Here is a 21,444-nt window from a genome sequence, read left to right as displayed (position 1 = left end):
CAGGCGTCTTCATTCCGCGTTGGGATACAACACGCCCGCGGAGATTTACGCGGCGCATCAGGAGATGCGACTGGCCGCGTGAGACAGGCGGTTCAAAGCCTGTCCGGAAACAGCAGGGCCCCTCACTGGTTGTGTCGGCAGGCGCGTCGCAATCCAGTGGCCGGCCGGCGACGAAGAGCCCGAACAGGTGCCTGGGTGGCTGGGCGCGTCCCACCGGCCTGGCGGCTCGGTGGTGGCCTGGTCATGTGGGGGTCGGTGGCCCGGCCGGGTGCGGGGTGGGTCGGGCGGGTGCGGGGTGGGTCGGGCGGTGAGCCCCCCTGTTGGAGGCATTATGGGCGCCGAGATTGCCTCCAGGGAGGGGGCTCACCGGCCCCCGGGTGCTTCTGGGCGGGGGGTCGGTGTCCCGGGTGCCTCCACCGGGGTAGTGAGGGTGCCCCGGGGTGGCCCTGGTGTCCGAAACCGGCCCGGTGGGGGTGTCCGTTGCTTCCGAAACCGGTTCATCCCCGATGATCTTGCCCAGAGCTCCACCCTCGGCCGTCGAGGGTTGAGACAGGGGCAAGATCATCGTTGGAAAGGGGGCCCACCCCTGACCGAAAGACCGGTGGGACGCGCTCCGCCATGCGCCCGGCCTGCTCGGGTCCTTCGTCGCCGGCTGGTCACTGGATTGCGACGCGCTGGCCGAAGAAGCCAGACGGACGGGCAGGAATCCGGCCGGCCACGGCCGGAGGGCCGGGGCACCCGGCCTACCGGGCCGCAGGTCCGGGGCCCGAAGGGCCCCTTCAGGGCCCCGACCACACGTCCCCCGTTTCCTGACTGCCGCCGACCCGCCGTCGCAGCGAAGCGGGTCAAGGTGGAGCGCCTGAGATAGCGCGCCAGCGCTTCGACGGCGACGACCTTGACGCGCGCAGCGGAGACGGCCACCATCAAGCGGCAGGAAACGGGGCAACCACCCGCACCACCAGGGAACCACCCGCGCCCAACAACAAACCCCCACCCACCCCGAGCCCCATCCACGCGGACTCGCCACCCACGCGACCCCACCCCAGTCCACCAAGAGCAGCGAGGGCGGCCAAGCCCACGGGTTCAACACGCGCTAGAAGACCACCGGCCACGGACGCCACCTGATGGTGCACACCGCATATCCGCCAGTCACTCAGAGCGAGATGGCCGGAACCGGCCGCAATCAACCCGTTACAGACAGCGGATTCGGGAAAAGCGGGCGGTATTTTGACGCGGGTGAGTACCTCCTCAGACGACACCGCACCCACCCCTGACCCCTCCCCCACCACCGAGGCCTCCGGCAGGATTGAGACCTCCGGAAAAACCGAGACCTCGGACGGCACCGACAAGCCCGGTAGCGCGAAGAGCCCTCAGGCCTCCGAGGCAGACAACGCGGCGAGCGATGCCTTCCTCTCCGGACGCCCCGCCCCACGCCCCTCGGGACTCTTCGGACCCGAGACCTTCAGTATCGCCGGGCTCCTGCTTCTGGCTACGACGGTGCTGTCCACCCAGCTGATCGGGATCTTCAATCAGCAGACCCTGATCGGCGCCGAGGGCACCCTCAACGCCCAGGTCCAGGGGCAGTTGACCGGCGCCGGCCTGTTCTCCGCCCTGGCCGTGGTGTGCGGGGCCGTCGCCCTGGTCCGGACCGGCGAGAGCACCCGCCCGTGGGCCCGCCACCTGGCCGCGGCGACGGTACTGGTCGGCGTTCTACTCGTGATCCTCACCGTGCTCTCGTACGTGGTGCTGTCCGCACCCTGACCGGACGCCGACCGACTCGATTCCACAGCGGCCCCGCCCGACGGCGGGGCCGATTTTTTGCCCCGGGGCCGCACCCCGGCCGACCTCAGAATGTGCGGCCATGAGGCGCGCCTGGACCCCAAACCCCGGTGCTCAATGAATCCGGTGGTGCTCATGGGGCAGATGTCCACCCTTGCCCCGTCACTGAACACGTGCTTAGAATCACATAAACCTAACACCGGTAGGTTACTGCCCTTCCGAAGCCTCCACCCTCCGGAGCCCTTCCCGGACAACGACGCCCAGGAAGGGGCGTCTCCGGCCTGCCGATGGACCCCGCTCCAAGGTCCACGCCACGCGCCTACCCGCGGTGGGCGCGACCCCGCACACCAGTCATCAGGAAAGGCGCACCGATGACACGACGACCGGCCCTGACCGCCTTGGCGGCCGCGGCCGCTCTGTCCCTGACCGCGACCGCCTGTGGCGGAGACGAGAGCACCGTTGACGCGGCGGACTACCCGGAACGCCCCATCACCATGCTCGTGGGATTCGCCCCGGGCGGGGGCACCGACACCATCGCCCGGGTCTTCGCCCAGTGCCTCAGCCAGGCCCTAGACCGCGAGGTCGTGGTGGAGAACAAACCGGGCGGAAGCCAGGCGATCGCCCTCAACGACCTGCTCAGTGCCGACGCCGACGGCCACACCATGGCGATGGTGACCACGAGCGGCCCCGTGGTCGTACCCCTGAGGGTCTCGACCGTGGGCTACGACAAGGACGACTTCACCCCGCTGAACGAGGTCTCCATGGCACCTTCGGTCCTCATCACCCCACCCGAACTGCACGAAGAGGTCGAGCCCGGTTTCCTGGACCGGGACGAGGCCCTCGTGGTCTCCACCCCCGGCGCACTGAGCGCACCGCACCAGACGCTGAACCTGTTCCGGGACGTGATGGGCGCCCCGGTACGCGCGGTCCCCTACGAGGGCTCGGCGCCCGCGATCAACGCGCTCCGGGCCGGGGACGTCGACGCGGTCTTCACCGAGAGCTCCCTCGAGGTCATGGAACAGCTGGAGGAGAGCGGCCTACAGGTGTCGGCCTCCGCCGGCAGCGAGCGTATGCCGCACATCCCGGACGCACCCACGTTCGATGAGCTGGGGTACGAGGGGCTCCCGCTCTCCGACTCCTACTGGTTCCCGCTCCTGCCCGCCGACACCCCTGAGGACCTCGTGGAACTCCTGGAAGGGCACACCCGCGACTGCGCGGAGTCCCCACAACTGTCGGAGGCTCTGGGCGAGGACTACGTCTCCAACGACCACCCCACCTCCTCGGAACTGAGCCGACGAACCATGGACGAGATGCACGAGAGCTTCCTCGACCTGATCACGGAGGAGGAGTCGTGAGCGGAACGCACAAGGGTGACGGGGCCGTTTCCCGGGAACTCAGCGACCAGGAACCGGGCGCCAGGGAGAACGGGTCCCCGCCCGAGACCCAAGAGTCCGACCAGCAAGAGTCCGACCGTCCGAAGGAGGCGACCGAGGAACACGCTCACCCGCTCGCTTGGGCGGCCTGGCCGCAGCGCACCGTGTGGGCCGTGTTCGGCGGCCTCGTGGTGGCGGGGTCCATCATGTTGGACCCGGGCACCGTGCAGGAGCCAGGTCCGGGCTTCTGGCCGCTCGCCGCCGGTGCGCTGATCCTGCTCGCCGCCTTCGCCATCCGATCACCCGTCCGAGACGAGCCCACCCCGGAGAAGTTCAGCCACAACCCGGGGCGCCTGTTGCTGGCACTGGCAAGCATCGCGGGCTTCATCGCACTGTTCGCCGTCCTCGGGCTGGTCCTGCCGGTCCTGGCCGTCCTCGTCCTGTGGTTCCGCCTCCTGGCCGGGATGCGCTGGGTGACCACGGTCCCGACGGCGCTGGTGGTGACCGCGGCGCTCACCGTCGGCCTGGTGTACGGCCTCGACGTCCCCCTGCCCGCCGACCCCCTCATCGCCCTCCTGGAAGGAACGCCCTGATGGAGCACCTCGACAGCGTCCTGCAGGGCTTCCAGGTGGCCCTGCAACCGACCAACCTCCTGTTCGTGGCCCTCGGCGTGTTCATCGGAACGCTCATCGGGGTCCTCCCAGGGCTGGGCCCGACCGCGACGATCGCGCTGCTGCTCCCGCTCACCTACGTACTGGAGCCGGCCACCGCCATCATCCTGCTCGCCGGGATCTACTACGGGTCGGTCTACGGCGGCACCATCACCTCGGTCCTGTTGCGCATCCCGGGCGAGGCCTCCTCGGTGGTGACCACCTTCGACGGTTACCCGATGGCACAGCAGGGACGGGCCGGGCCGGCCCTGGGTATCGCGGCCCTGGGCTCCTTCGCGGGCGGGATGACCGCGACCGTCTTCCTCGTGGTGCTCGCGCCCCTGCTCGCGGGGGTCGCCCTGAGCTTCGGCCCGCCGGAGTACACGCTGATCGCCTTGGCCGGGGTTCTGCTCGTGGCCTACATGGGCAACGTCTCCATCGGCCGGGCCCTGGTCGCCGCGGGCCTGGGCCTGTTCCTGACCGCCGTGGGCCTGGACCCGATCTCCGGGGAGCCCCGGTTCACCTTCGACACCACGAGCCTGCTCGCCGGGTTGGACTTCATCCCGATCGCGATGGGCCTGTTCGGGCTGGGCGAGGTGCTCTACAACATCGACAAGAGCCCCACCGGCACCCGGATCAAGCACAAGATCGGCCGGATCATCCCCAGTCGCAGCGACTTCGGCCTGGCACGCGGGGCCCTGGCCCGCGGCACCGCCCTCGGCAGTGTCCTGGGGCTCCTCCCGGGCGGAGGCAGCGTGGTGTCGTCGATGGCGTCGTACGTCCTGGAGAAGCGGCGGGCCAAGGACCCCTCGCGCTTCGGCAAGGGTGCGATCGAGGGTGTGGCGGGACCCGAGGCGGCCAGCAACGCCGGCTCCACCACAGCATTCGTGCCGCTGCTCACCCTGGGCATCCCGCCGAACGTCGTCCTGGCCCTGTTGTACGGCGCCCTGCTGATCCAGGGCATCACCCCCGGGCCGACCCTGATGACCAACCAGCCCGACGTCTTCTGGGGTGTCATCGCCTCGATGTTCGTGGGCAACGTGCTCCTCCTGCTCTTCAACACCGCGCTCATCGGCGCCTTCGTGCAGGTCCTGCGCATCCCCATCACGATCCTGTCCACGGTCGCCGTGGTCGTGATGCTGATCGGTGTGTACACGGTCCAGAACCGGGTCTTCGACATGGTCGTGGTACTGGTCTTCGGGCTGGTGGGATACGCCATGCGCAAATTCGGATACGAGGTGGGCCCGCTGGTGCTGGCCTTCATCCTCGGCGGCATCCTCGAGGTTTCGCTGCGGCAGTCGCTGCTGATCTCGGGCGGTGACTTCTCCGTGTTCGTCACCCGTCCGGTCTCCAGCGGCATCATCGCCGTGATCGCCGTCCTCATGCTCGTGGCCGTGGGGCGCCGGTGGGCACAGCGCCGCACCGTCGCCCCCGAGTCGAGCACCGACCGGACCTGAACGGCGGTTCCGTTGGGCCGGGCGCGCACTGCCCAACGGAACCGTGACCATCCCCGGGCTGATCAGGCGATTCTTAGGTCCCGCTTACTCCATCACGGGGGTACGTTGGCCGCGTGAGTACCACACCAGAAGACAACACCAGTCCCGAGACCACCACGAGATCGCCGGAGGGCGGTGCCCAGCCGAAATTCGAGCCGGGTGTCGCGACCGAGGCCCCTGAGAACACGGAGACCGCAGAAGGCTCCGAGGCCCCGGCCGACGGGCAACCCGAGCTGGACTTCGAGGAGTTCGAGGCCGCTCCGGCCGAGCCCAAGCCGGCCGGCGCCTTCTCCGCCGAGACCCTGAGCATCGTCGCCATGGTCATGCTCGCCGTGACCGTGTTCTCCGGCCAGCTGCTGGAGATCCTCACCAGCATGATCCTGGTCGGCGGCCAGCCCATCGGCCCCGAGCAGGTCGCCCAGATCGAGACCCAGGTCATGGTGGGCGGTGCGGCGGCCCTGCTGACCGTTCTGTTCTCGACCCTGGCCCTCGCCCTGACCAACATCGGTACCCGTCCCTGGGCCCGCTGGACGGGCACCGCGGCGACGATCGTCGGTGTCCTGTTCGTGATCGCCGCCGCTGTCGCGTACTTCCTGATTCCCGAGGGCGCCGAGCAGATGATGCCGCCCATGATGGAGTAGAGCCCTAGCGCTTTTTCGCCCGCAAGCACCCACGCCACTGGGAGGTGCGCTTCAGGCGCTCCCAGGGCGGGGCGGCGTGTGCAGAGTTGTCCACAGGTGCGCCTCGCCCGCTTTCCCGCTCCGGCCCAGGCAAGGCAGACTCAGACACGAACGGTTATCCAGCCGCACTGTCCAGTACCCGCCAGCGCCTTGGAGAGGGCACCCCGTGGCCGACGCCCCCCACAGCTTCGGCGGCGACCTGTCGCCGGTCTTCGACCCCGCTCTCGACCCTGCGAGCACAGCGAAGCTCAAAGCCCGCCCCAGTCGGCTCCTGCTCTCGGACGAAGTCCCGCAGTACACACGCATGCCGACCACGCTCTCCCGTGTGGCGGTCGCCGTTGTCGGCGTTCTGGCCACCGCGGCCGTCGCTGCCGGCGTCGGCGTGCTAGCCCTGCTTTTCCTGCCCCAGTTGGCACTCGCCGGCCTCGCTCTGCTGGGGGTCGGTGCCGTGTACGTCTTCCTCGAAAAGGGCGGCGTGTGGGGGACGCTGTATCTCATCGCGGCGGCCGCAGTCATCGCCTCGGTGGTCTGGCTGGGCCCCTTGGGCGTTGTCATCGTGATCACGGCCGTCACCGCGCTCGCCGGGCTGGCCAGTACCGCCTTCCTGGCCCTGCGCGATCACGACCACCGCCTACCCTCGATCCACCACGGCCGTTACCTCGTACCCCTGGACTTCGGCGACGAGGAGCAAGAGCTGCTCCGGCGGGTCCAACGGGTCCGGAACGACATGGAGCGGGACTCCGCCGAACTCGGCGACCTCTTCGACGTCGCCCAGGCCCGCCGTGTCCTCGCCGAGCAGGAGTGGCAGCTGGCCCGGTTTCTCTGCAAGCAGACCCCGCTCCGCGAGGACCTGGGGCTCCGGGCCGAGGAAGCGGTCTCGTCGACCGTCCTGGAAGCCATGCGACCACAGTTCGAGGCGGTGCGGGCCGCCATGGCCAACGCACAACGGCGGGTAGCCGAGATCAGCGATTACGGGGACAAGATCGCGCTCGCGGTCACCCGGCAGCGGGAGTGGGACCAGGTCCAGCGGACACTCACCCGCGACGAGGCCTACGGGGCTCTGGTTCGGGAATCGGCCTCGAACCTGCACAGCAGTGAGTACCTGCGCTCGGCCTTCGATGTGCGCGCGCTGGCCGAAACCAGGGACGAGAGTGTGCGTGCGGCCCTGTCCGCCGGGCGAACCCTCACCGCGGCGGAACCGTTGGAATGACCCGCGGCTCCAGGGATCCTTACGCTGCTGAGCACCGACTCCAACGGCCTCGCCCGAACCTCGCCTGAAGGGCTGGACACAGAGCTTGGGGGCTGGATCGGATGCCGCCCCATGTCCGTTTCCGCGCTGGGCCACAGCACCGCGGTTTCCCTACCCGACCGCGGTGGGTCAGGCGATCCGTTCGATGACCAGTGAGCGTCCACTCCCGGCCGCGGCGCCCTCAATGTCGAAAGCCCCTTCCAAAGCCTCGGCGGCCTGGTCGAAGCGTTCCGGCTCGTCCGTATGCAGCGTGAACAGGGGCTCGCCCGTCTTGACCGCCTCGTCCGGCTTGGCATGCAAGGTCACCCCGGCGCCGAAGGAGACTGCGTCCTCCTTGCGGGCCCGACCCGCGCCCAATCGCCAGGCTGCCAGCCCGACCTGGTAGGCGTCCAACCTGGTCAGCACCCCGCTCGACGGGGCCAGCACCACGCGGCGTTCGGCCGCCTCGGGCAGCGGCGCGTCCGGGTCACCGCCCTGTGCCCGGATCAGCGCCTTCCAGGACTCCAGGGCACTGCCGTCCTTGAGGGCCTCTGCCGGGTCCTTCACCCCGTTCTCACCGGGAGTCAGCCCGGCCGCCGCCAGCATCTCCCCGGCCAGGGCCACCGTGAGCTCCACGACGTCCGCCGGACCGCCGCCGGAGAGCACCTCGACCGCTTCGGCGACCTCCAGTGCGTTGCCCACCTGTCGTCCCAGGGGCGTGGCCATGTCCGTGAGCAGCGCGACCGTGCGCACCCCGTAGTCGTTGCCGATGTCCACCATGGTGCGGGCCAGTTCCCGGGCGGAGGTCCGGTCCTTCATGAACGCGCCCGAACCCACCTTGACGTCGAGCACCAGCGATCCGGTGCCCTCGGCGAGCTTCTTGCTCATGATCGACCCGGCGATGAGCGGGATCGACTCCACGGTGCCGGTGACGTCGCGCAGCGCGTAGAGCTTGCGGTCGGCCGGGGCCAGGCCGGACCCGGCCGCGCAGATCACGCCGCCGGTCTCGGTGATCACCCGGCGCATCTCGTCGGTGGACAGTGACGCCCGCCACCCGGGGATCGACTCCAGCTTGTCCAGGGTGCCGCCGGTGTGGCCAAGCCCGCGGCCGGACAGCTGCGGCACCGCGGCGCCGCAGGCGGCGACCGTGGGCGTGAGCGGCAGGGTGATCTTGTCGCCGACCCCGCCGGTGGAGTGCTTGTCGGTCGTGGGCCGCTCCAGGTCGGAGAAGTCCAGCCGGTCCCCCGAGGACAGCATCGCCGCGGTCCACCGGCCCACTTCCCCGCGGTCCATACCGCGCAGGAAGACCGCCATCGCCAGAGCCGACATCTGCTCTTCGGCCACCTCTCCACGGGTGTAGGCCCCGATCACCCAGTCGATCTGCTCCGGGGTGAGCACTCCCCCGTCGCGCTTGGCCCGGATGATCTCGATGACGTCCATGTCATTGTCCTTCCCGTGGATGGAAAAGTGGATGGAGAAACGTCTCCCCGGCCGCCGCGGACCGGCGACCGGGGAGACGCCCGATGGTGCTTCGCTCGTCAGGTGAGGTTGTGCGGCCCGAAAGCCTGCGGCAGAACGCGCTCCATGGGGAGGATCCCCTCGGGCGTGTCCACCAGCAGCTCCGGCCCGCCGTGCTCGTACAGCAGCTGGCGGCAGCGGCCGCACGGCATCAGGGTCTGGCCCCGGCCGTCCACGCAGCTGAACGCGACCAGGCGCCCGCCCCCGGAGGTGTGCAGGGCGCTGACCAGACCGCACTCCGCGCACAGGCCCACGCCGTACGAGGCGTTCTCCACGTTGCAGCCGCTGACGGTCCTGCCGTCGTCGACCAGCGCGGCCGCACCCACGGGGTAGTTCGAGTAGGGCGCGTACGCGTGGCCCATGGCCTCCCGGGCGGCCTCCCGAAGGGCCGCCCAGTCCACGTCTGTTCCGGCAGCGTCCACCCTGTCCGGGTCGGGCCGGTTCACGTCGGGCGCGGTCATGACCGGCTCGCCCGCCACTGCTTACCGATGGCCGCCGGTGGCCGCAGGCGTTGGGAGGCCAACGACAGGACGAGCAGCGTGGCGATGTGGGGGCTGTAGGTGGCCAGCTCGCGCGGCAGCGAATCGGTGCTGAAGTACCAGACCAGCAGCAGGATCCCGGTGAGGGCACCGGCGACCGCGATGCCCTTGCGGTCCTTGCGGACCTGCCACACGGCCACCACCAGCAGGACCACGGCCAGGAGCAGCAGCAGGGCGTGGATGGCCGCGCCGCCGCCGCGCACCTGGAGGGCGTCGGTGTAACCGAACAGGCCGGCACCCATCGCCAGCCCGCCGGGCCGCCAGTTACCGAAGATCATCGCGGCCAGGCCGATGTAGCCGCGGCCGCCGGTCTGCCCCTCCTGGTAGATCTGCGAGGCGACGATCGCGAGGAACACGCCGCCCATACCGGCGAGTCCGCCGGAGATGACCACGGCGATGTACTTGAACGTGTACACCGGCACACCGAGCGACTCGGCCGCGTTGGGGTTCTCACCGACCGAGCGCAGGCGCAGGCCGAAGGTGGTCCGCCACAGCACCAGGTAGGTCAGTGGGATCATCAGGATCGCGATGAGCGTCAGTGCCGACATGCGCGTGGTCAGACCGATGATCAGCGCGGCGAAGTCGCTGACCAGGAAGATCCCGCTGTCCGCTACGGGTGACAAGGCATCGGGCAGCCAGGGGACTTGGATGACCGGGAACGACGGGGCCGTCGGCGACTGCGCCGCGCCCGCGCCCTGCACACCCTCGTACACGAGGATCGACAGGTAGCGCATCGCGCCCAAGGCGAGGATGTTGATCGCCACACCGGACACGATGTGGTCCACGGCGAAGGTGACCGTGGCCACGGCGTGCATGAGGCCGCCGACCATGCCGCCCAGGGTTCCGGCCAACAGGCCGATCCACGGGTTGTCGGTGCTCCACGCGAAGTAGGCGCCGAACCAGGTCCCGAAGATCATCATGCCTTCGAGGCCGATGTTGATGATGCCCGCGCGCTCGGCCCACAGACCGCCCAGGGCGGCCAGACCGATCGGGACCGCGAAGATCAGCGTGGTGCGGACCGTGCCCGCGTCGGTGAGCATGTCCTGGCCGGTGATGACCCGCAGGCCCGCCAGGGACACGAACACCGCCATCAGCAGGGTGAGCACGCGCCAGCGCGCCCAGCCCTTGGGACGCAGTGGAGTCTTCTCCACCGGTTCCATCACGTTGAGTTCCTGGCTCACTGTGCCTCCCCGCCGCGCTTGCCGTCGGTGCCGGGGGTGCCGTCGTCACCCTCGCCGCCCTCGGCGGAAGCCTGGTCCGGGCCGCTGCCGTGCGACACGGCCTCGGGCTCCGGGGTGGGCTCTGTTGTCGTACCGAGCTGACTGCCGATCTGCTGCTGCTGGTAGCGACGGCCCCAGCGGTGCACGATCTCGTAGACCACGACGACCGTGAGGACGATGGTGGCCTGCGCGATGACCGCGATCTCCTCCGGGATGCCGTCGAAGGGCAGGATGCCGGCCGCCTGGTTCAGGAAGGCCCAGAACAGCGAGGCGAAGACGATGCCCACCGGGTGGTTGCGGCCCAGCAGCGCGATGGCGATACCGATGAACCCGAGACCCACCGGGAAGTCGAGCGCGTAGTAGTGCGAACTGCCGAGCAGCTGGGGCAGGCCCACCAGGCCGGCGACCATGCCCGAGAAGAGCATGGACAGGAAGACCATCTTCTTGACGTTCACGCCGCTGGCCTCGGCCGCGGTCTGCGACTGGCCGGTGGCCCGCAACTCGAAGCCGAAGCGGGTGCGGTTGAGCATGACCCAGTAGCCGATGCCGACCGCGACGGCCAGGAGCACCAGACCGTAGATCTCCTGCTCCGAGCCGAGGAAGGTCGCCGGGATGCCGGGGACCCAGCCGGACTCGGGGATCGGCGGGGTGCCGATGTTGTTGGTGCTGATCTCGACCGCGAGGCGGCCCTCGGTCAGCAGGTAGGCGGTGATACCGGTGGCGATCGAGTTGAGCATGATCGTCGAGATCACCTCGGAGACACCGCGGGCCACCTTGAGGTAGCCGGCGATGCCCGCCCACAGACCGCCGACGGCGATGGCGGTGGCGATGACGAGGATCTGGCTGATCACCGGCGGCAGCATGACGTAGCCACCGACCGTCGCGGCCATCAGTGCCGCGAGCCGGTACTGGCCGTCCACGCCGATGTTGAACAGCTTCATCTTGAAGCCGATCGCCACCGCCACTGCGGCCAGGTAGTACGTGATGCTGTCGTTGATGATCTGCACCAGGCTGTTGGGCCGGGTGCCGTACTCGACCATGCGGTCGAAGGTGGCCAGCGGCGGGATGCCGCTGAAGTGCAGGACCGCCGCGGTGACACCGGTTGCGATGACACCGGCGGTGGCGACCGCCGCGAACGACAGAGCCAGCATCGCCGACAGGCGGTGGAAAAGCAGGAAAGCCAGTGCGGAACCCGCGGCCGCGCCGATCAAGGCCGCCACCCACTCGAGCAGCTGGAGGTCGAGCAGCCAGGCGATGATCAGGCCGCCGACCACGGACAGCACCAGTGCGGTGGGGACGACCAGGGTGTTGTGGAGGGCGGTCCCCTCCTCCTTGGTGCCGTCGGCCCCGGCCCGCCTCTCGTCGGGAACCAGGGACGCGGACCAGACCACGAAGGCGAAGGCCACGACCACACCGATGATGAGCGCCACCCACCACAGCAGCGCCAGATCGAGCGCCACAGTGACGCCGGTGCCCAGGACGACCGCGATCAGGCTGGCAGAGGGGCCCGACAGGGTCGTGTTGGGGCGGGGGAGGATACTCATGCGCCGCCCTCGTTCTCGTCTCGGTCGGTGCCCTTCTCGGCACCGCTGTCACTTGCGTTGTCCGTGCCACCGCCCAGCCCGGCACCGGTCATGGCCGAACCCAGCTGCTCCGGGGTGACGGTGGCCGGGTCGGCCTCCGCCACCAGGCTGCCCCGCAGGATCACGTGCAGCGTGTCGGACATGCCGATGAGCTCGTCGAGGTCCGCGGAGATCAGCAGGACCGCCAGACCGGCGGCCCGGGCCTCGCGCAGCTGTTCCCAGATCGCGGACTGCGCGCCCACGTCCACACCCCGTGTGGGGTGCGCGGCGACGAGGAAGCGCGGGTTGCCGCTCATCTCCCGGCCGATGATGAACTTCTGCTGGTTACCACCGGACAGTGCATCGGCGATGACATCGATGTTGGGGGTGCGCACGTCGTACTCTGCGACGATGCGCTCGGAGTCGGCACGGGCCCCCGGACGGTTGATCCAGGGCCCCCGGACGCTGGGCGCCTTGCTCTGGTGACCGAGGATGCGGTTCTCCCACAGCGGGGACTCCAGCAGCACGCCGTGGCGGTGCCGGTCCTCGGGGATGTAACCCACCCCTGCCTCGCGGATCCGCAGGGTCGACCAGGAGGTGATGTCCTCCCCCTCCAGGGTGATGCGTCCCGAGGCGAGCTGGCGCATACCCATGACCGACTCGATCAGCTCGGACTGGCCGTTGCCCTCGACCCCGGCGATACCGACGATCTCGCCCCGGCGGATGTCCACGCTGACGCCGTCCACCACGGGGCGCCCCTCGGTGGAGGCCACGGTGACCCCGTCCAGGGACAGGACCACGTGGTCGGTGACGGTGGACTCGCGCAGCTCCGGGACGGGCAGCTCGCCGCCGACCATCAAGGTGGCCAGATCCCGCGCGGTGGTGGTGCGCGGGTCGGCCGTGGCGACGGTGGTGCCGCGCCGGATGACGGTGATCTCGTCGGCGACCGACAGGACCTCGTCGAGCTTGTGCGAGATGAAGATGACCGTCAGGCCCTCGCGCTTGAGTTCGCGCAGGTTGTCGAAGAGTTCGTCGACCTCCTGCGGGACGAGGACGGCGGTGGGCTCGTCCAGGATGATGGTGTCCGCGCCGCGGTAGAGGACCTTGAGGATCTCCACGCGCTGGCGGTCACCGACACCGAGATCCTCCATGAGGCGGTCGGGGTCGACACCCAGTCCGTACTGGCCGGACAGTTCGCGGATGCGGGCGCGGGCCCGGTTGCCGATGCCGAAGCGGCGTTCGGCGCCCAGGACCACGTTCTCCAGGACCGTGAGGTTGTCGGCCAGCATGAAGTGCTGGTGCACCATGCCGATGCCGTGCTTGATGGCGTCGGACGGCGAGTTGAGGCGTACCTCCACGCCGCGGACGTAGATGTGTCCCTCGTCCGGCCGGTGCATGCCGTACAGGGTCTTCATCAGCGTGGACTTGCCCGCACCGTTCTCGCCGACGATGGCGTGCACGGTGCCGGGAGCCACGGTGATATCGATGTCGTGGTTGGCCACGACGCCGGGAAAACGCTTGGTGATCCCGCGCAGCTCAACGGCGGGGGGTTCGTTCGACCCGCCGCCCGATGGCGTGCTGCTCATCAGACTCCTCGTTGGGAAGGTGCGGCGGGGCGCGGACGGGCCTGGGACGGCTACGGCCGGACGCCTTCGTCGCGGTGCGGCTACCGGGTCAGGGCCGAAGCTCCCGGGGGTGTCCTCTCCCCGGTTCCCTCCGGCCCCGTTTCATGATCGACCCGGAGCGGGCCCGGTGCCCGCTCCGGTGCTGTGGTGCTCCGTGCCCGCTACGGCTGGGTCGGAACCTCGATCTCACCGTCGACGATCTGCGCCTTGAGCTCCTCGAGCTCCTCCTCGAGCGGGGCGATCGCCTCTTCGTTGGAGGTGGTGTAGTCGACACCGCCGTCGGAGAGGTCGAAGCGCTGGAGGCCGCCCTCCTGGGTGCCCTCGACGACGTCGCCGACGAGTTCGAACACCGAGACGTCCACCTGCTTGATGGCGGAGGTGAGCACGTGCGGCTGCTGCTCCTCATCGGCGTTCTCGTACTGGTCGCTGTCGACACCGATGAAGGTGAAGTCGTTTTCGACGGCGGCCTCGAGGATGCCGTTACCCGAGGCGCCGGCAGCGTGGTAGATGACGTCTGCGCCGCGGTCGTGCTGGGCCTGGGCGACCTCGCGGCCTCGGGCCGGGTCACCGAAGCCGCTGTCGTCCGGCGGCTGGCTCAGGTAGTCGACCTCGACGTCGATGGCGGAGTCGATGTGTTCCACCCCGGCTTCGAAGCCGGCCTGGAACTTGAGGATCAGCGGAACCTCGACACCGCCGACGAAGCCGACGTGGTCGTCCTCTGTGCTCAGCGCCGCGGCCGCACCCGCCAGGAAGGAGGCCTCTTCCTCCGCGAAGACCAGGCTGGTGACGTTGTCGAAGTCCTCGATCTCGGAGTCCACGATCGCGAAGTGGACGTCCGGGTAGTCGTCCGCGACGGCCTGGACGGGTTCGGCGTAGGCGTAGCCGACACCGAGGATGAGGTCGAAGCCCTCCTCGGCCATGGTCGCCAAGCGCTCTTCCTTGGCGGACTCGGGCTCGCCGTCGGTGGGTTCGAAGTCCTGGGTCTCCACGCCGAGTTCGTCGGCCGCCCGCTCCAGGCCCCGGTAGGCGGAGTCGTTGAACGAGCGGTCGCCGCGACCGCCGACGTCGTAGGCCAGACCCACGCTGATGTCGGAGGCTTCCTCGGCGCCGCCGCCACCGTTGTCGCCGTTGTCTGCCGCGTCGTCGCACGCGGTGAGTACCAGCACGCCCGCCGCGGCGACCGCGGCGAACTTGGCTGTGTTGCTGCGCTTCACTTCGGTAACTCTCCCCTTCGCCCTCTCAGCGGGCCCGCATTCCGTGCGGAACCGACCTGAGTTCTGCTGCCGGACGATATCCGCTGGCCGAAAGTACACCTAACCAACGGACGGAGTTGTTATGAAGGCGAGAGCAGAGTGACACGGTGCCTTACCTGGAAGTTACCAACAGCACACCGGGCCGTGGCGGTCAGGGCCCTATTCGCTGTTTTTGACCTCCCGTTCTCCCTGAAAAACCCGTTAATGCGACCGGTAGTGCCGTGACCTTCACCGATGGTGACAATCCCACGTCGCGCCCACCCGGTCTAGACCGGCCTAACCCACTGTGCTGCCCGGCCTCTAGCCGTCGATGAAGTCCACGACGGCCTGTTTGAAGACCCTGGAGGAGACCGCGTTGAGGTGGTCGCGGCCGGGGATCTCCACGTGCGAGCCGCCGCAGCGTTCGGCCAGCTCGGCCGCCCCTTCGGCGACGGTGTCCCCGGCACCGGAGACGAACAGCAGGGGCATGCCCTCTGGGCGCGGAGTCTCTTGGAAGGGCCGGGAGGCCTGGCCCCGGACACAGGCGGCGAGGGCCTCCTCGTCGTTGCCGGGGATCCCGGCCACCGCTCGGTAGACCTGGTCAAAGGAGCTGTCTCCGGCCCCCGGCCGCTCCGTGTCCAGTCCGGCGAGGACGTCACCCGGACCGAACCCGCCCAGGACCAGGCGGCGTACCCGTTCCGGGGCGACGAGAGCGAGCTCCCAAGCCAAGCGGGCACCCATGGAGTAGCCGACCGCGTCGACCCTGTCGACACCGAGCTCGTCGAGCACGGACAGGATGTCCGCGACGAAGTGTTCGGGCAGGTAGAGACGGCTTTCGGTGGGTTTGTCACTGGCCCCGTGGCCGCGCAGGTCCGGGCCGATCAATCGGCGGCCCGCGGTGCCGAGTACGCGGGGCCAGCCGGCGTCCCGCCAATTCATGCCGAAGTTGGTCCCGAAACCGTGCAACAGAAGCACCGGGACGGCACTCTTCGGCTCCTGCGGAGGCAAATCCACATAGCGCATTGTCACGCCTCCGGTGAGATTCGCGGTCATGAATCCTTCCGTCCTATTGCGGGGGTCGGGATTTGATGGAGGAGAACGGAGGCCCATTCAGATGATTCTATAAACGGGAAGCCGTGAAGGGGCCTTCCGTTTGTGCCGACATCCGAACGGGCCTCCGGTAGACATGGGACCATTGGCTGAATGGTTGCCTGACTGGCCGACCGGACTAGTCGCTAGGGGGCTTCAGACGCACCCGGCGGGCCGGCTTGGCGTCCTCGGTGGGCACCTTTCCGACGATCCCGGCCTGGGGTGCGCTTTCCTCGACCTCCACAGCGAAGGTGACCAGAGGCGAGCCCACCGGAACGACCTGCTCCTCCTCGGCGTGCAGCTCGATCACACGACCGGCCTTGGGTGAGGGGATCACCACGGCCGACTTGGTGGTCTCCACCTCCACCAGCGGATCGTTGCGGTCGATCTCCTCGCCCACGGCGACCTGCCATTCCAGGACGGTCGCCTCGACCAGCCCTTCTCCCAGGTCGGGGAGGGTAAAAGTAGTGTTCTCTTCTGCCATGTCCGGTCAGTACTCCAGGGTTCGCTGGACCGCGAGCAGGATGCGGTCGATCGTCGGCAGGTACTGGGGCTCCAGCGGTCCCGCCGGGTAGGGGACGTCGAATCCCGTGACGCGCTGGACCGGGGCGGCCAGCTCACGGAAGCAGTGGTCCGTGATGAGTGTGGCCACCTCTGCGCCGAGGCCGGCGGTGAGCGGCGCCTCGTGGACCACCACGGCACGCTTGGTCCGGCCCACGGAAGCGGCCAGCCCCGCGGCGTCGACGGGCTTGAGCCAGCGCAGGTCCAGGACCTCGAGCTCGACCCCGTCCTCGGCGGCCAGCTCGGCCACCTGGAGGCACCTGTGCACCATGGCGCCCCAAGCGACGAGGGTGCCGTGGCGGCCGGGACGGACCACGCGGCTGGTGCCGATGGGGTCGGTGGGCTCGCTCAGCTGGACCGGCCTGCGGTCCCAGTAGCGGGCCTTGGGCTCCATGAAGACCACCGGGTCGTCGGAGCGCACGGACTGCAGCAGCAGGCTGTAGGCCTCCCCGGGGTCGGAAGGCGCGACGACCTTCAGCCCGGGGGTGTGGGCGAAGAGCGCTTCGAGGCTCTCCCCGTGGTGTTCAGGGGCCTGGATGCCGCCGAAGGAGGGCAGACGCAAGGTGATCGGCATGGGGGCGGCGCCGCGGGTGCGGTAGTTCATGCGCGCCACCTGGTTAATGATCTGGTCGACGGCCGGGTAAGCGAAGCCGTCGAACTGGAGCTCGGGGACGGGCCGCCAGCCGTTCATGGCAAGGCCGACCGCCATACCCATGATGGCGGACTCGGCCAACGGGGTGTCGAAGACCCGCTGGTCGCCGAACTCCTTCTGCAGACCGTCGGTGACCCGGAAGACGCCGCCCAGGGCACCGACGTCCTCACCGAAGAGCAGGACCTCGGGGTCCTCGGCGAGCAGGACGCGCAGGGCCCGGTTGAGCGCCTGCTGCATGGACACCTCCACCGTCTGGCGGTCGGTGGAGGTGTCGGTGCGTACGATCAACTCGGTCACAGCTCGACCTCTTCCTGCCAGGTACGGCGCTGCCGGGCCAGCTCCTCGGTGGTCTCCCGGAAGACGTGGGTGAACAGCTCGGATCCGTCGGGTTCGGGGGCGCCCGCGACACCGTCCCGGATCTCCTCGGCGCGCTTGGCTGCCTCGGCGTCGACGGTGGCGAAGTACTCCTCGTCGGCGTGCCCGGCTCGGAGCATCGCGGCGCGCAGCAGGTCCAGCGGATCGCGTCGGCGCCAGCGGTCGGCGTCGGCCTCGTCTCGGTAGCGGCCGGTGTCGTCCGAGGTGGAGTGGGGTTCGATGCGGTAGGTCAGCGCTTCGATGACCGTGGGGCCGCCGCCCTCGCGGGCGCGTTCGGCGGCCTTGGCGGTGGCGGTGTGGACGGCTCCCACGTCGTTGCCGTCGACGAGGACGCCGGTCATGCCGTACCCCTCGGCCCGCGCGGCGATGGAACCGCCGGCGACCTGGCGCTCATTGGGCACGGACAGGGCCCACTGGTTGTTCTGGCAGAAGAAGATGACGGGGGCCGTGAAGACCCCCGCGAAGTTCATGGCCTCGTGGATGTCGCCTTCAGAGCTGGCCCCGTCGCCGAAGTAGGCCAAGGCCACACCGCTGTCGCCGCGTAGGCTCTCCCCGACCGCCCACCCCACGGCGTGGGGTACGGGACCGCCGACCACTGCGTTGATGGCTCCGAAGCGGGAACCCATGACGTCGTAGAGTCCGCCGTGCCACAGTGCGCGGTGGGTGGCCATGTAGCCGACCATCTCGACGCCGTAGGCGAGGGCGGAGGCCATCTCGCGGTAGGTGGGGAAAACGAAGTCCCGTGTGGGGTCGAGCGCGGCCGCGCTGCCGACCTGCGCGGCCTCTTGGCCCCGGACGGAGACGTAGGCGGGGAAGACGCCTTGGCGTTGGAGGGCGATGGCTTCGGTGTCCAGGTCACGCGCGGTGCGCATGTCCCGGTAGAGCCCGCGGGTGAGTTCGGGTCGCAGATGCTCCACGGTGATGGTGCCCTGGCCCGTCGACTCTTGGGGTGGCATGTCGAGCGGCTCCCAACGTGGCCCTGCGCGCATGGTGGCGCGGCGCGGGCTCGGAGATGGTCAAGGTCCTACCTAGATTCTCCGGACTACTGGACAGTTTCGCTAGATAAGCCCAAATAGTCGATACATCTGCGAACGAACTAGGCTTTTTCGTTCGCGATAGTCTAGTAGCAACCATCCCCCGCGAGGGAAAACGACACACCGTGCCAAACATCACGAATCGCCATCACCCCCCGGGCATCCGGAGTCGCGAACGGACAGGCGCGACCCCCGCCCTTACGTGTCATGGCGGCTACGCGGGGTCGCCTCCAGCGCGGAGCGGACCCAGCCACAGAGTCGCTGTATACCTCTGCGGATACGACAAATATGGCCGAAATGAGGGATCAGGCGAGAATTTCTGGCTGATTCTGGACAGTTCGGTGTAGTTACTGGCCAGTCAGGGAAACCCACCGCTCATCAACCGCGTCAACCATGAGTACAGTCGTACGTCCCCGGCACACGTACCGTGGGTCGGTTCGTACGAGAGGTCAGTGCGCGGAATCCCCCGATTACCAAGACACCCCCACCCCTACGGGCACGCGCACCGCATCTCGCCGACTGAGATTCCAATGGACGAAAACAACGTTTACCTGGTACTTCCTTAGCTCCCTGTCGATGACGGCAGCGAAGGGCTGAGCACTGTGACAAGAGCACACGAGGAGCACGCACATGGCCATGGGCGAACAGCGTAGGAACGGCCGGCGGCCGGACACGACCGACCAGACCATCCTGAGCGCGCTCGCCAAGGACGCTCGGACCGGCATCACGGAGATCGCCGCACTGGCCAATGTCTCCCGGGCCACGGCCTACAACCGGATCAAGCGGCTCACCGACGAGGGGGTCATCCGCGGCTACTCCGTGGTGACCGACCATTCCAAGATGGGGCTCGGCGTCACCGCGCTCGTACTCATCTCGGGCAGCCAACCCGACTGGCGGGCCAACCGGGAGATCCTGTCGTCCTACCCGGAGATCGAGTACTGCTGGTACGTGGTGGGATCGGCGGACATCGTCCTCCTGGTCCGCGTCGCCAACACCAACCAGCTACGCGACCTGATCCTGTCCCGGCTTCAGTCGCTCCCCGGTGTGACGTCCACCCAGACGCTCACCGTCATCGACGAGGTCGTACACCGCCCCGTCGTTGAGCCCTCGGAACGGTCCGAGAAGAGCGAGTGACCGTCCCCGGGATCACTCACTGACCACCTCGGCGACCGAAGCCATCAGCTCGGACAGCAGTCTCGATCCCCGCGCGCGGATGGCCGCGATGTCGCCGTCAACCCTCAACACCACCTCGGCGTAGGCCTTCAGCTTGGGTTCGGTACCCGAAGGGCGCAGCGTCACCCGCCCCCACGCACCGCCCGCCAACTCGAAACGCAACGCGTCGGTCGGTGGCAAACCCCCGTGCCCACCGGCGAAATCGACGGTCCCCGACACCTTCAGGGGACCGAACGCGGCGGGCGGTTCGGCGCGCAACCGCCGCATCGCCGCGGAGATCTCCGAAAGTTCGGTCACCCGCACCGACAACTGGTCGCTGAGGTGCAGACCGTACCTCCGCGCCTGGTCGTCGAGGAGTTCGACCAGGGTGCGTCCCTCCCGTTTGGCCCGGGCGGCCAGGGACAGGGCCATGAGCGCGGCGCTGATCCCGTCCTTGTCGGCCACGGGTCGGCCACCGTCCCCGCCGACGCAGTAACCCAGGGCCTCCTCATACGAGAACACCCTCCGCTGCCCGGTGGCGCCCGCGCGGGCCAGCCACTTGAAGCCGGTCAGGGTCTCCTCGTAGTGCACGCCCCGCTCCCGGGCGATCTTGCCCAGCAGGCTGGAGGAGACGATCGAGGTCGCGACGACCCGGCCGTCGCCGGAGGTGTGGTCGAGGACGTACTCGGCGAGCAGGCCGCCCACCTCGTTCCCGTTGAGCAGGCCGTGTCCGGGCACGGCGAGCGCCAGCCGGTCGGCGTCGGGGTCGTTGGCCACCACCAGGTCGGCTTCTTCCGACTCCCCGAGGGCCACCGCCAGGTCCATCGCCCCGGGCTCCTCCGGGTTCGGGAAGTCCACCGTGGGGAAGTCGGGGTCGGGGTCGAACTGTTCGGCGACCACCGCCGGTCGGTCGAAACCGGCCCGCTCCGCGGCCTCGAGCAGCACCTCGCCACCCACCCCGTGCATGGGTGTGTAGACGACCGAGAGGTCCCGGTCGCCGTCCACCGGCAGCGCGGTGACGGCGGCCAGGTATCGCTGCACCGCCTCGTCGCCGAGCACCGTCCAGCCCTCGCCCAACGGCAGCGCGCCCACAGGGCCCACGGCGTCGATGGCCGCGGAGATCTCAGTGTCCACCGGAGAGACGATCTGGGTTCCCGCGTCGTCCCCGGCGCCGCCGACATAGACCTTGTAACCGTTGTCCTCGGGAGGGTTGTGGCTGGCGGTCACCACGATCCCGGCGTCCGCGCCCAGGTCCCGCAGGGTGTACGCCAGGACGGGGGTGGGCAGCGGACCGGCCAGCAGGGAGACCCGGTGCCCGGCCCCAGTGAGGACGGCGGCGCTGTCCCTGGCGAAGTCCGCGGAGCGGTGCCGGGCGTCGTACCCGATCACCACGTGCGCGCCGCCCTCCCCGAGCCACGCCCCGATCCCGGCCGCCGCCCGCATGACCACGACCCGGTTCATCCGGTTGGGCCCGGCGCCCAGCGCACCGCGCAGTCCCGCCGTGCCGAACTCGAGCCCGGCCGCGAACCGGTCGGTGAGGTCGGCCAGCGCCTCCCCGTCCCCGACCTCGACCCGGGCCAGCAGGGCACCCAGTTCTCCCCGGGTCACCGGGTCGGGGTCCTGGTCGAGCCAGTCCTTGGCCTGGGTGAGGAGGGCGGAGTCGGTCATCGGTGAACTCT

18 protein-coding genes are annotated in these 21,444 nt (G+C 69.2%); 7 read left to right on the top strand and 11 right to left on the bottom strand.

The features are described from left to right. Nucleotides 1-1,236 precede the first annotated feature (1,236 nt). The 6 genes from ACYVDG_RS28445 to ACYVDG_RS28420 all read left to right on the top strand — a co-directional run bounded on the left by ACYVDG_RS28445 (nucleotide 1,237) and on the right by ACYVDG_RS28420 (nucleotide 7,188). The gene (locus ACYVDG_RS28445; protein ID WP_460760948.1) at nucleotides 1,237-1,761 is read left to right on the top strand and encodes a hypothetical protein; all 525 of its coding nucleotides are present in this window, start codon (nucleotides 1,237-1,239) and stop codon (nucleotides 1,759-1,761) included. Between the two features lie 389 nt (nucleotides 1,762-2,150). After that, complete coding sequence (locus ACYVDG_RS28440; protein ID WP_460760945.1) at nucleotides 2,151-3,134, top strand: Bug family tripartite tricarboxylate transporter substrate binding protein; 984 nt, start codon at nucleotides 2,151-2,153, stop codon at nucleotides 3,132-3,134. Continuing rightward, a complete protein-coding gene (locus tag ACYVDG_RS28435) occupies nucleotides 3,131-3,745 on the top strand; it encodes a tripartite tricarboxylate transporter TctB family protein (protein WP_460760941.1) in 615 nt (204 codons plus the stop codon). Before ACYVDG_RS28440 ends, ACYVDG_RS28435 begins: the two co-directional genes overlap by 4 nt. After that, nucleotides 3,745-5,259 carry a tripartite tricarboxylate transporter permease gene (locus ACYVDG_RS28430; protein WP_460760936.1) on the top strand — a complete coding sequence of 505 codons (1,515 nt, stop codon included), beginning with the start codon at nucleotides 3,745-3,747 and terminating at the stop codon, nucleotides 5,257-5,259. The genes ACYVDG_RS28435 and ACYVDG_RS28430 overlap by 1 nt, the downstream gene beginning before the upstream one ends. 113 nt (nucleotides 5,260-5,372) lie before the next feature. Further along, nucleotides 5,373-5,939, top strand: coding sequence for a hypothetical protein (locus ACYVDG_RS28425; RefSeq protein ID WP_460760931.1), 567 nt, complete (start codon nucleotides 5,373-5,375; stop codon nucleotides 5,937-5,939). 205 nt (nucleotides 5,940-6,144) lie between these two features. Beyond that, on the top strand, nucleotides 6,145-7,188 hold the full coding sequence (locus tag ACYVDG_RS28420; RefSeq protein ID WP_460760925.1) for a hypothetical protein: 1,044 nt from the start codon (nucleotides 6,145-6,147) through the stop codon (nucleotides 7,186-7,188). Between the two features lie 168 nt (nucleotides 7,189-7,356). Here ACYVDG_RS28420 and ACYVDG_RS28415 read toward each other — a convergent pair whose 3' ends face one another. The 10 genes from ACYVDG_RS28415 to ACYVDG_RS28370 form a co-directional block, all read right to left on the bottom strand. After that, nucleotides 7,357-8,646: a thymidine phosphorylase gene (locus tag ACYVDG_RS28415; RefSeq protein WP_460760920.1), complete on the bottom strand. Its 1,290-nt coding sequence runs from the start codon at nucleotides 8,644-8,646 to the stop codon at nucleotides 7,357-7,359. A 98-nt stretch (nucleotides 8,647-8,744) separates the two neighbouring features. After that, entirely contained in the window at nucleotides 8,745-9,203 is a 459-nt protein-coding gene (locus tag ACYVDG_RS28410; RefSeq protein ID WP_460760917.1) for a cytidine deaminase, read from the bottom strand. Further along, the gene (locus ACYVDG_RS28405) at nucleotides 9,182-10,444 is read right to left on the bottom strand and encodes an ABC transporter permease (RefSeq protein WP_460760914.1); all 1,263 of its coding nucleotides are present in this window, start codon (nucleotides 10,442-10,444) and stop codon (nucleotides 9,182-9,184) included. The genes ACYVDG_RS28410 and ACYVDG_RS28405 overlap by 22 nt, the downstream gene beginning before the upstream one ends. Then, nucleotides 10,441-12,027 (bottom strand): ABC transporter permease, encoded by a 1,587-nt coding sequence (locus ACYVDG_RS28400; protein ID WP_460760910.1) that lies wholly within the window; start codon nucleotides 12,025-12,027, stop codon nucleotides 10,441-10,443. Before ACYVDG_RS28400 ends, ACYVDG_RS28405 begins: the two co-directional genes overlap by 4 nt. Then, a complete protein-coding gene (locus ACYVDG_RS28395) occupies nucleotides 12,024-13,631 on the bottom strand; it encodes an ABC transporter ATP-binding protein (protein ID WP_460760905.1) in 1,608 nt (535 codons plus the stop codon). Before ACYVDG_RS28395 ends, ACYVDG_RS28400 begins: the two co-directional genes overlap by 4 nt. A gap of 200 nt (nucleotides 13,632-13,831) precedes the next feature. Then, complete coding sequence (locus ACYVDG_RS28390; RefSeq protein WP_460760900.1) at nucleotides 13,832-14,884, bottom strand: BMP family lipoprotein; 1,053 nt, start codon at nucleotides 14,882-14,884, stop codon at nucleotides 13,832-13,834. Nucleotides 14,885-15,223: 339 nt separating this feature from the next. Beyond that, nucleotides 15,224-15,955 carry an alpha/beta fold hydrolase gene (locus ACYVDG_RS28385; protein ID WP_460760895.1) on the bottom strand — a complete coding sequence of 244 codons (732 nt, stop codon included), beginning with the start codon at nucleotides 15,953-15,955 and terminating at the stop codon, nucleotides 15,224-15,226. A gap of 175 nt (nucleotides 15,956-16,130) precedes the next feature. Next, complete coding sequence (locus ACYVDG_RS28380) at nucleotides 16,131-16,475, bottom strand: biotin/lipoyl-containing protein (RefSeq protein WP_460760892.1); 345 nt, start codon at nucleotides 16,473-16,475, stop codon at nucleotides 16,131-16,133. A 6-nt stretch (nucleotides 16,476-16,481) separates the two neighbouring features. Next, on the bottom strand, nucleotides 16,482-17,501 hold the full coding sequence (locus ACYVDG_RS28375; protein WP_460760888.1) for an alpha-ketoacid dehydrogenase subunit beta: 1,020 nt from the start codon (nucleotides 17,499-17,501) through the stop codon (nucleotides 16,482-16,484). After that, a complete protein-coding gene (locus ACYVDG_RS28370) occupies nucleotides 17,498-18,535 on the bottom strand; it encodes a thiamine pyrophosphate-dependent dehydrogenase E1 component subunit alpha (protein WP_460760884.1) in 1,038 nt (345 codons plus the stop codon). The genes ACYVDG_RS28375 and ACYVDG_RS28370 overlap by 4 nt, the downstream gene beginning before the upstream one ends. 708 nt (nucleotides 18,536-19,243) lie before the next feature. Between ACYVDG_RS28370 and ACYVDG_RS28365 the strand changes: the two genes are divergently transcribed. Then, nucleotides 19,244-19,747: an Lrp/AsnC family transcriptional regulator gene (locus tag ACYVDG_RS28365; RefSeq protein ID WP_460760881.1), complete on the top strand. Its 504-nt coding sequence runs from the start codon at nucleotides 19,244-19,246 to the stop codon at nucleotides 19,745-19,747. A gap of 12 nt (nucleotides 19,748-19,759) precedes the next feature. Here ACYVDG_RS28365 and ACYVDG_RS28360 read toward each other — a convergent pair whose 3' ends face one another. Beyond that, nucleotides 19,760-21,433, bottom strand: coding sequence for a phospho-sugar mutase (locus ACYVDG_RS28360; protein WP_460760877.1), 1,674 nt, complete (start codon nucleotides 21,431-21,433; stop codon nucleotides 19,760-19,762). Nucleotides 21,434-21,444: the final 11 nt, after the last annotated feature.

This window comes from Nocardiopsis oceani, from assembly GCF_054777395.1.
This window is presented reverse-complemented; position numbering and strand designations above follow the sequence as displayed.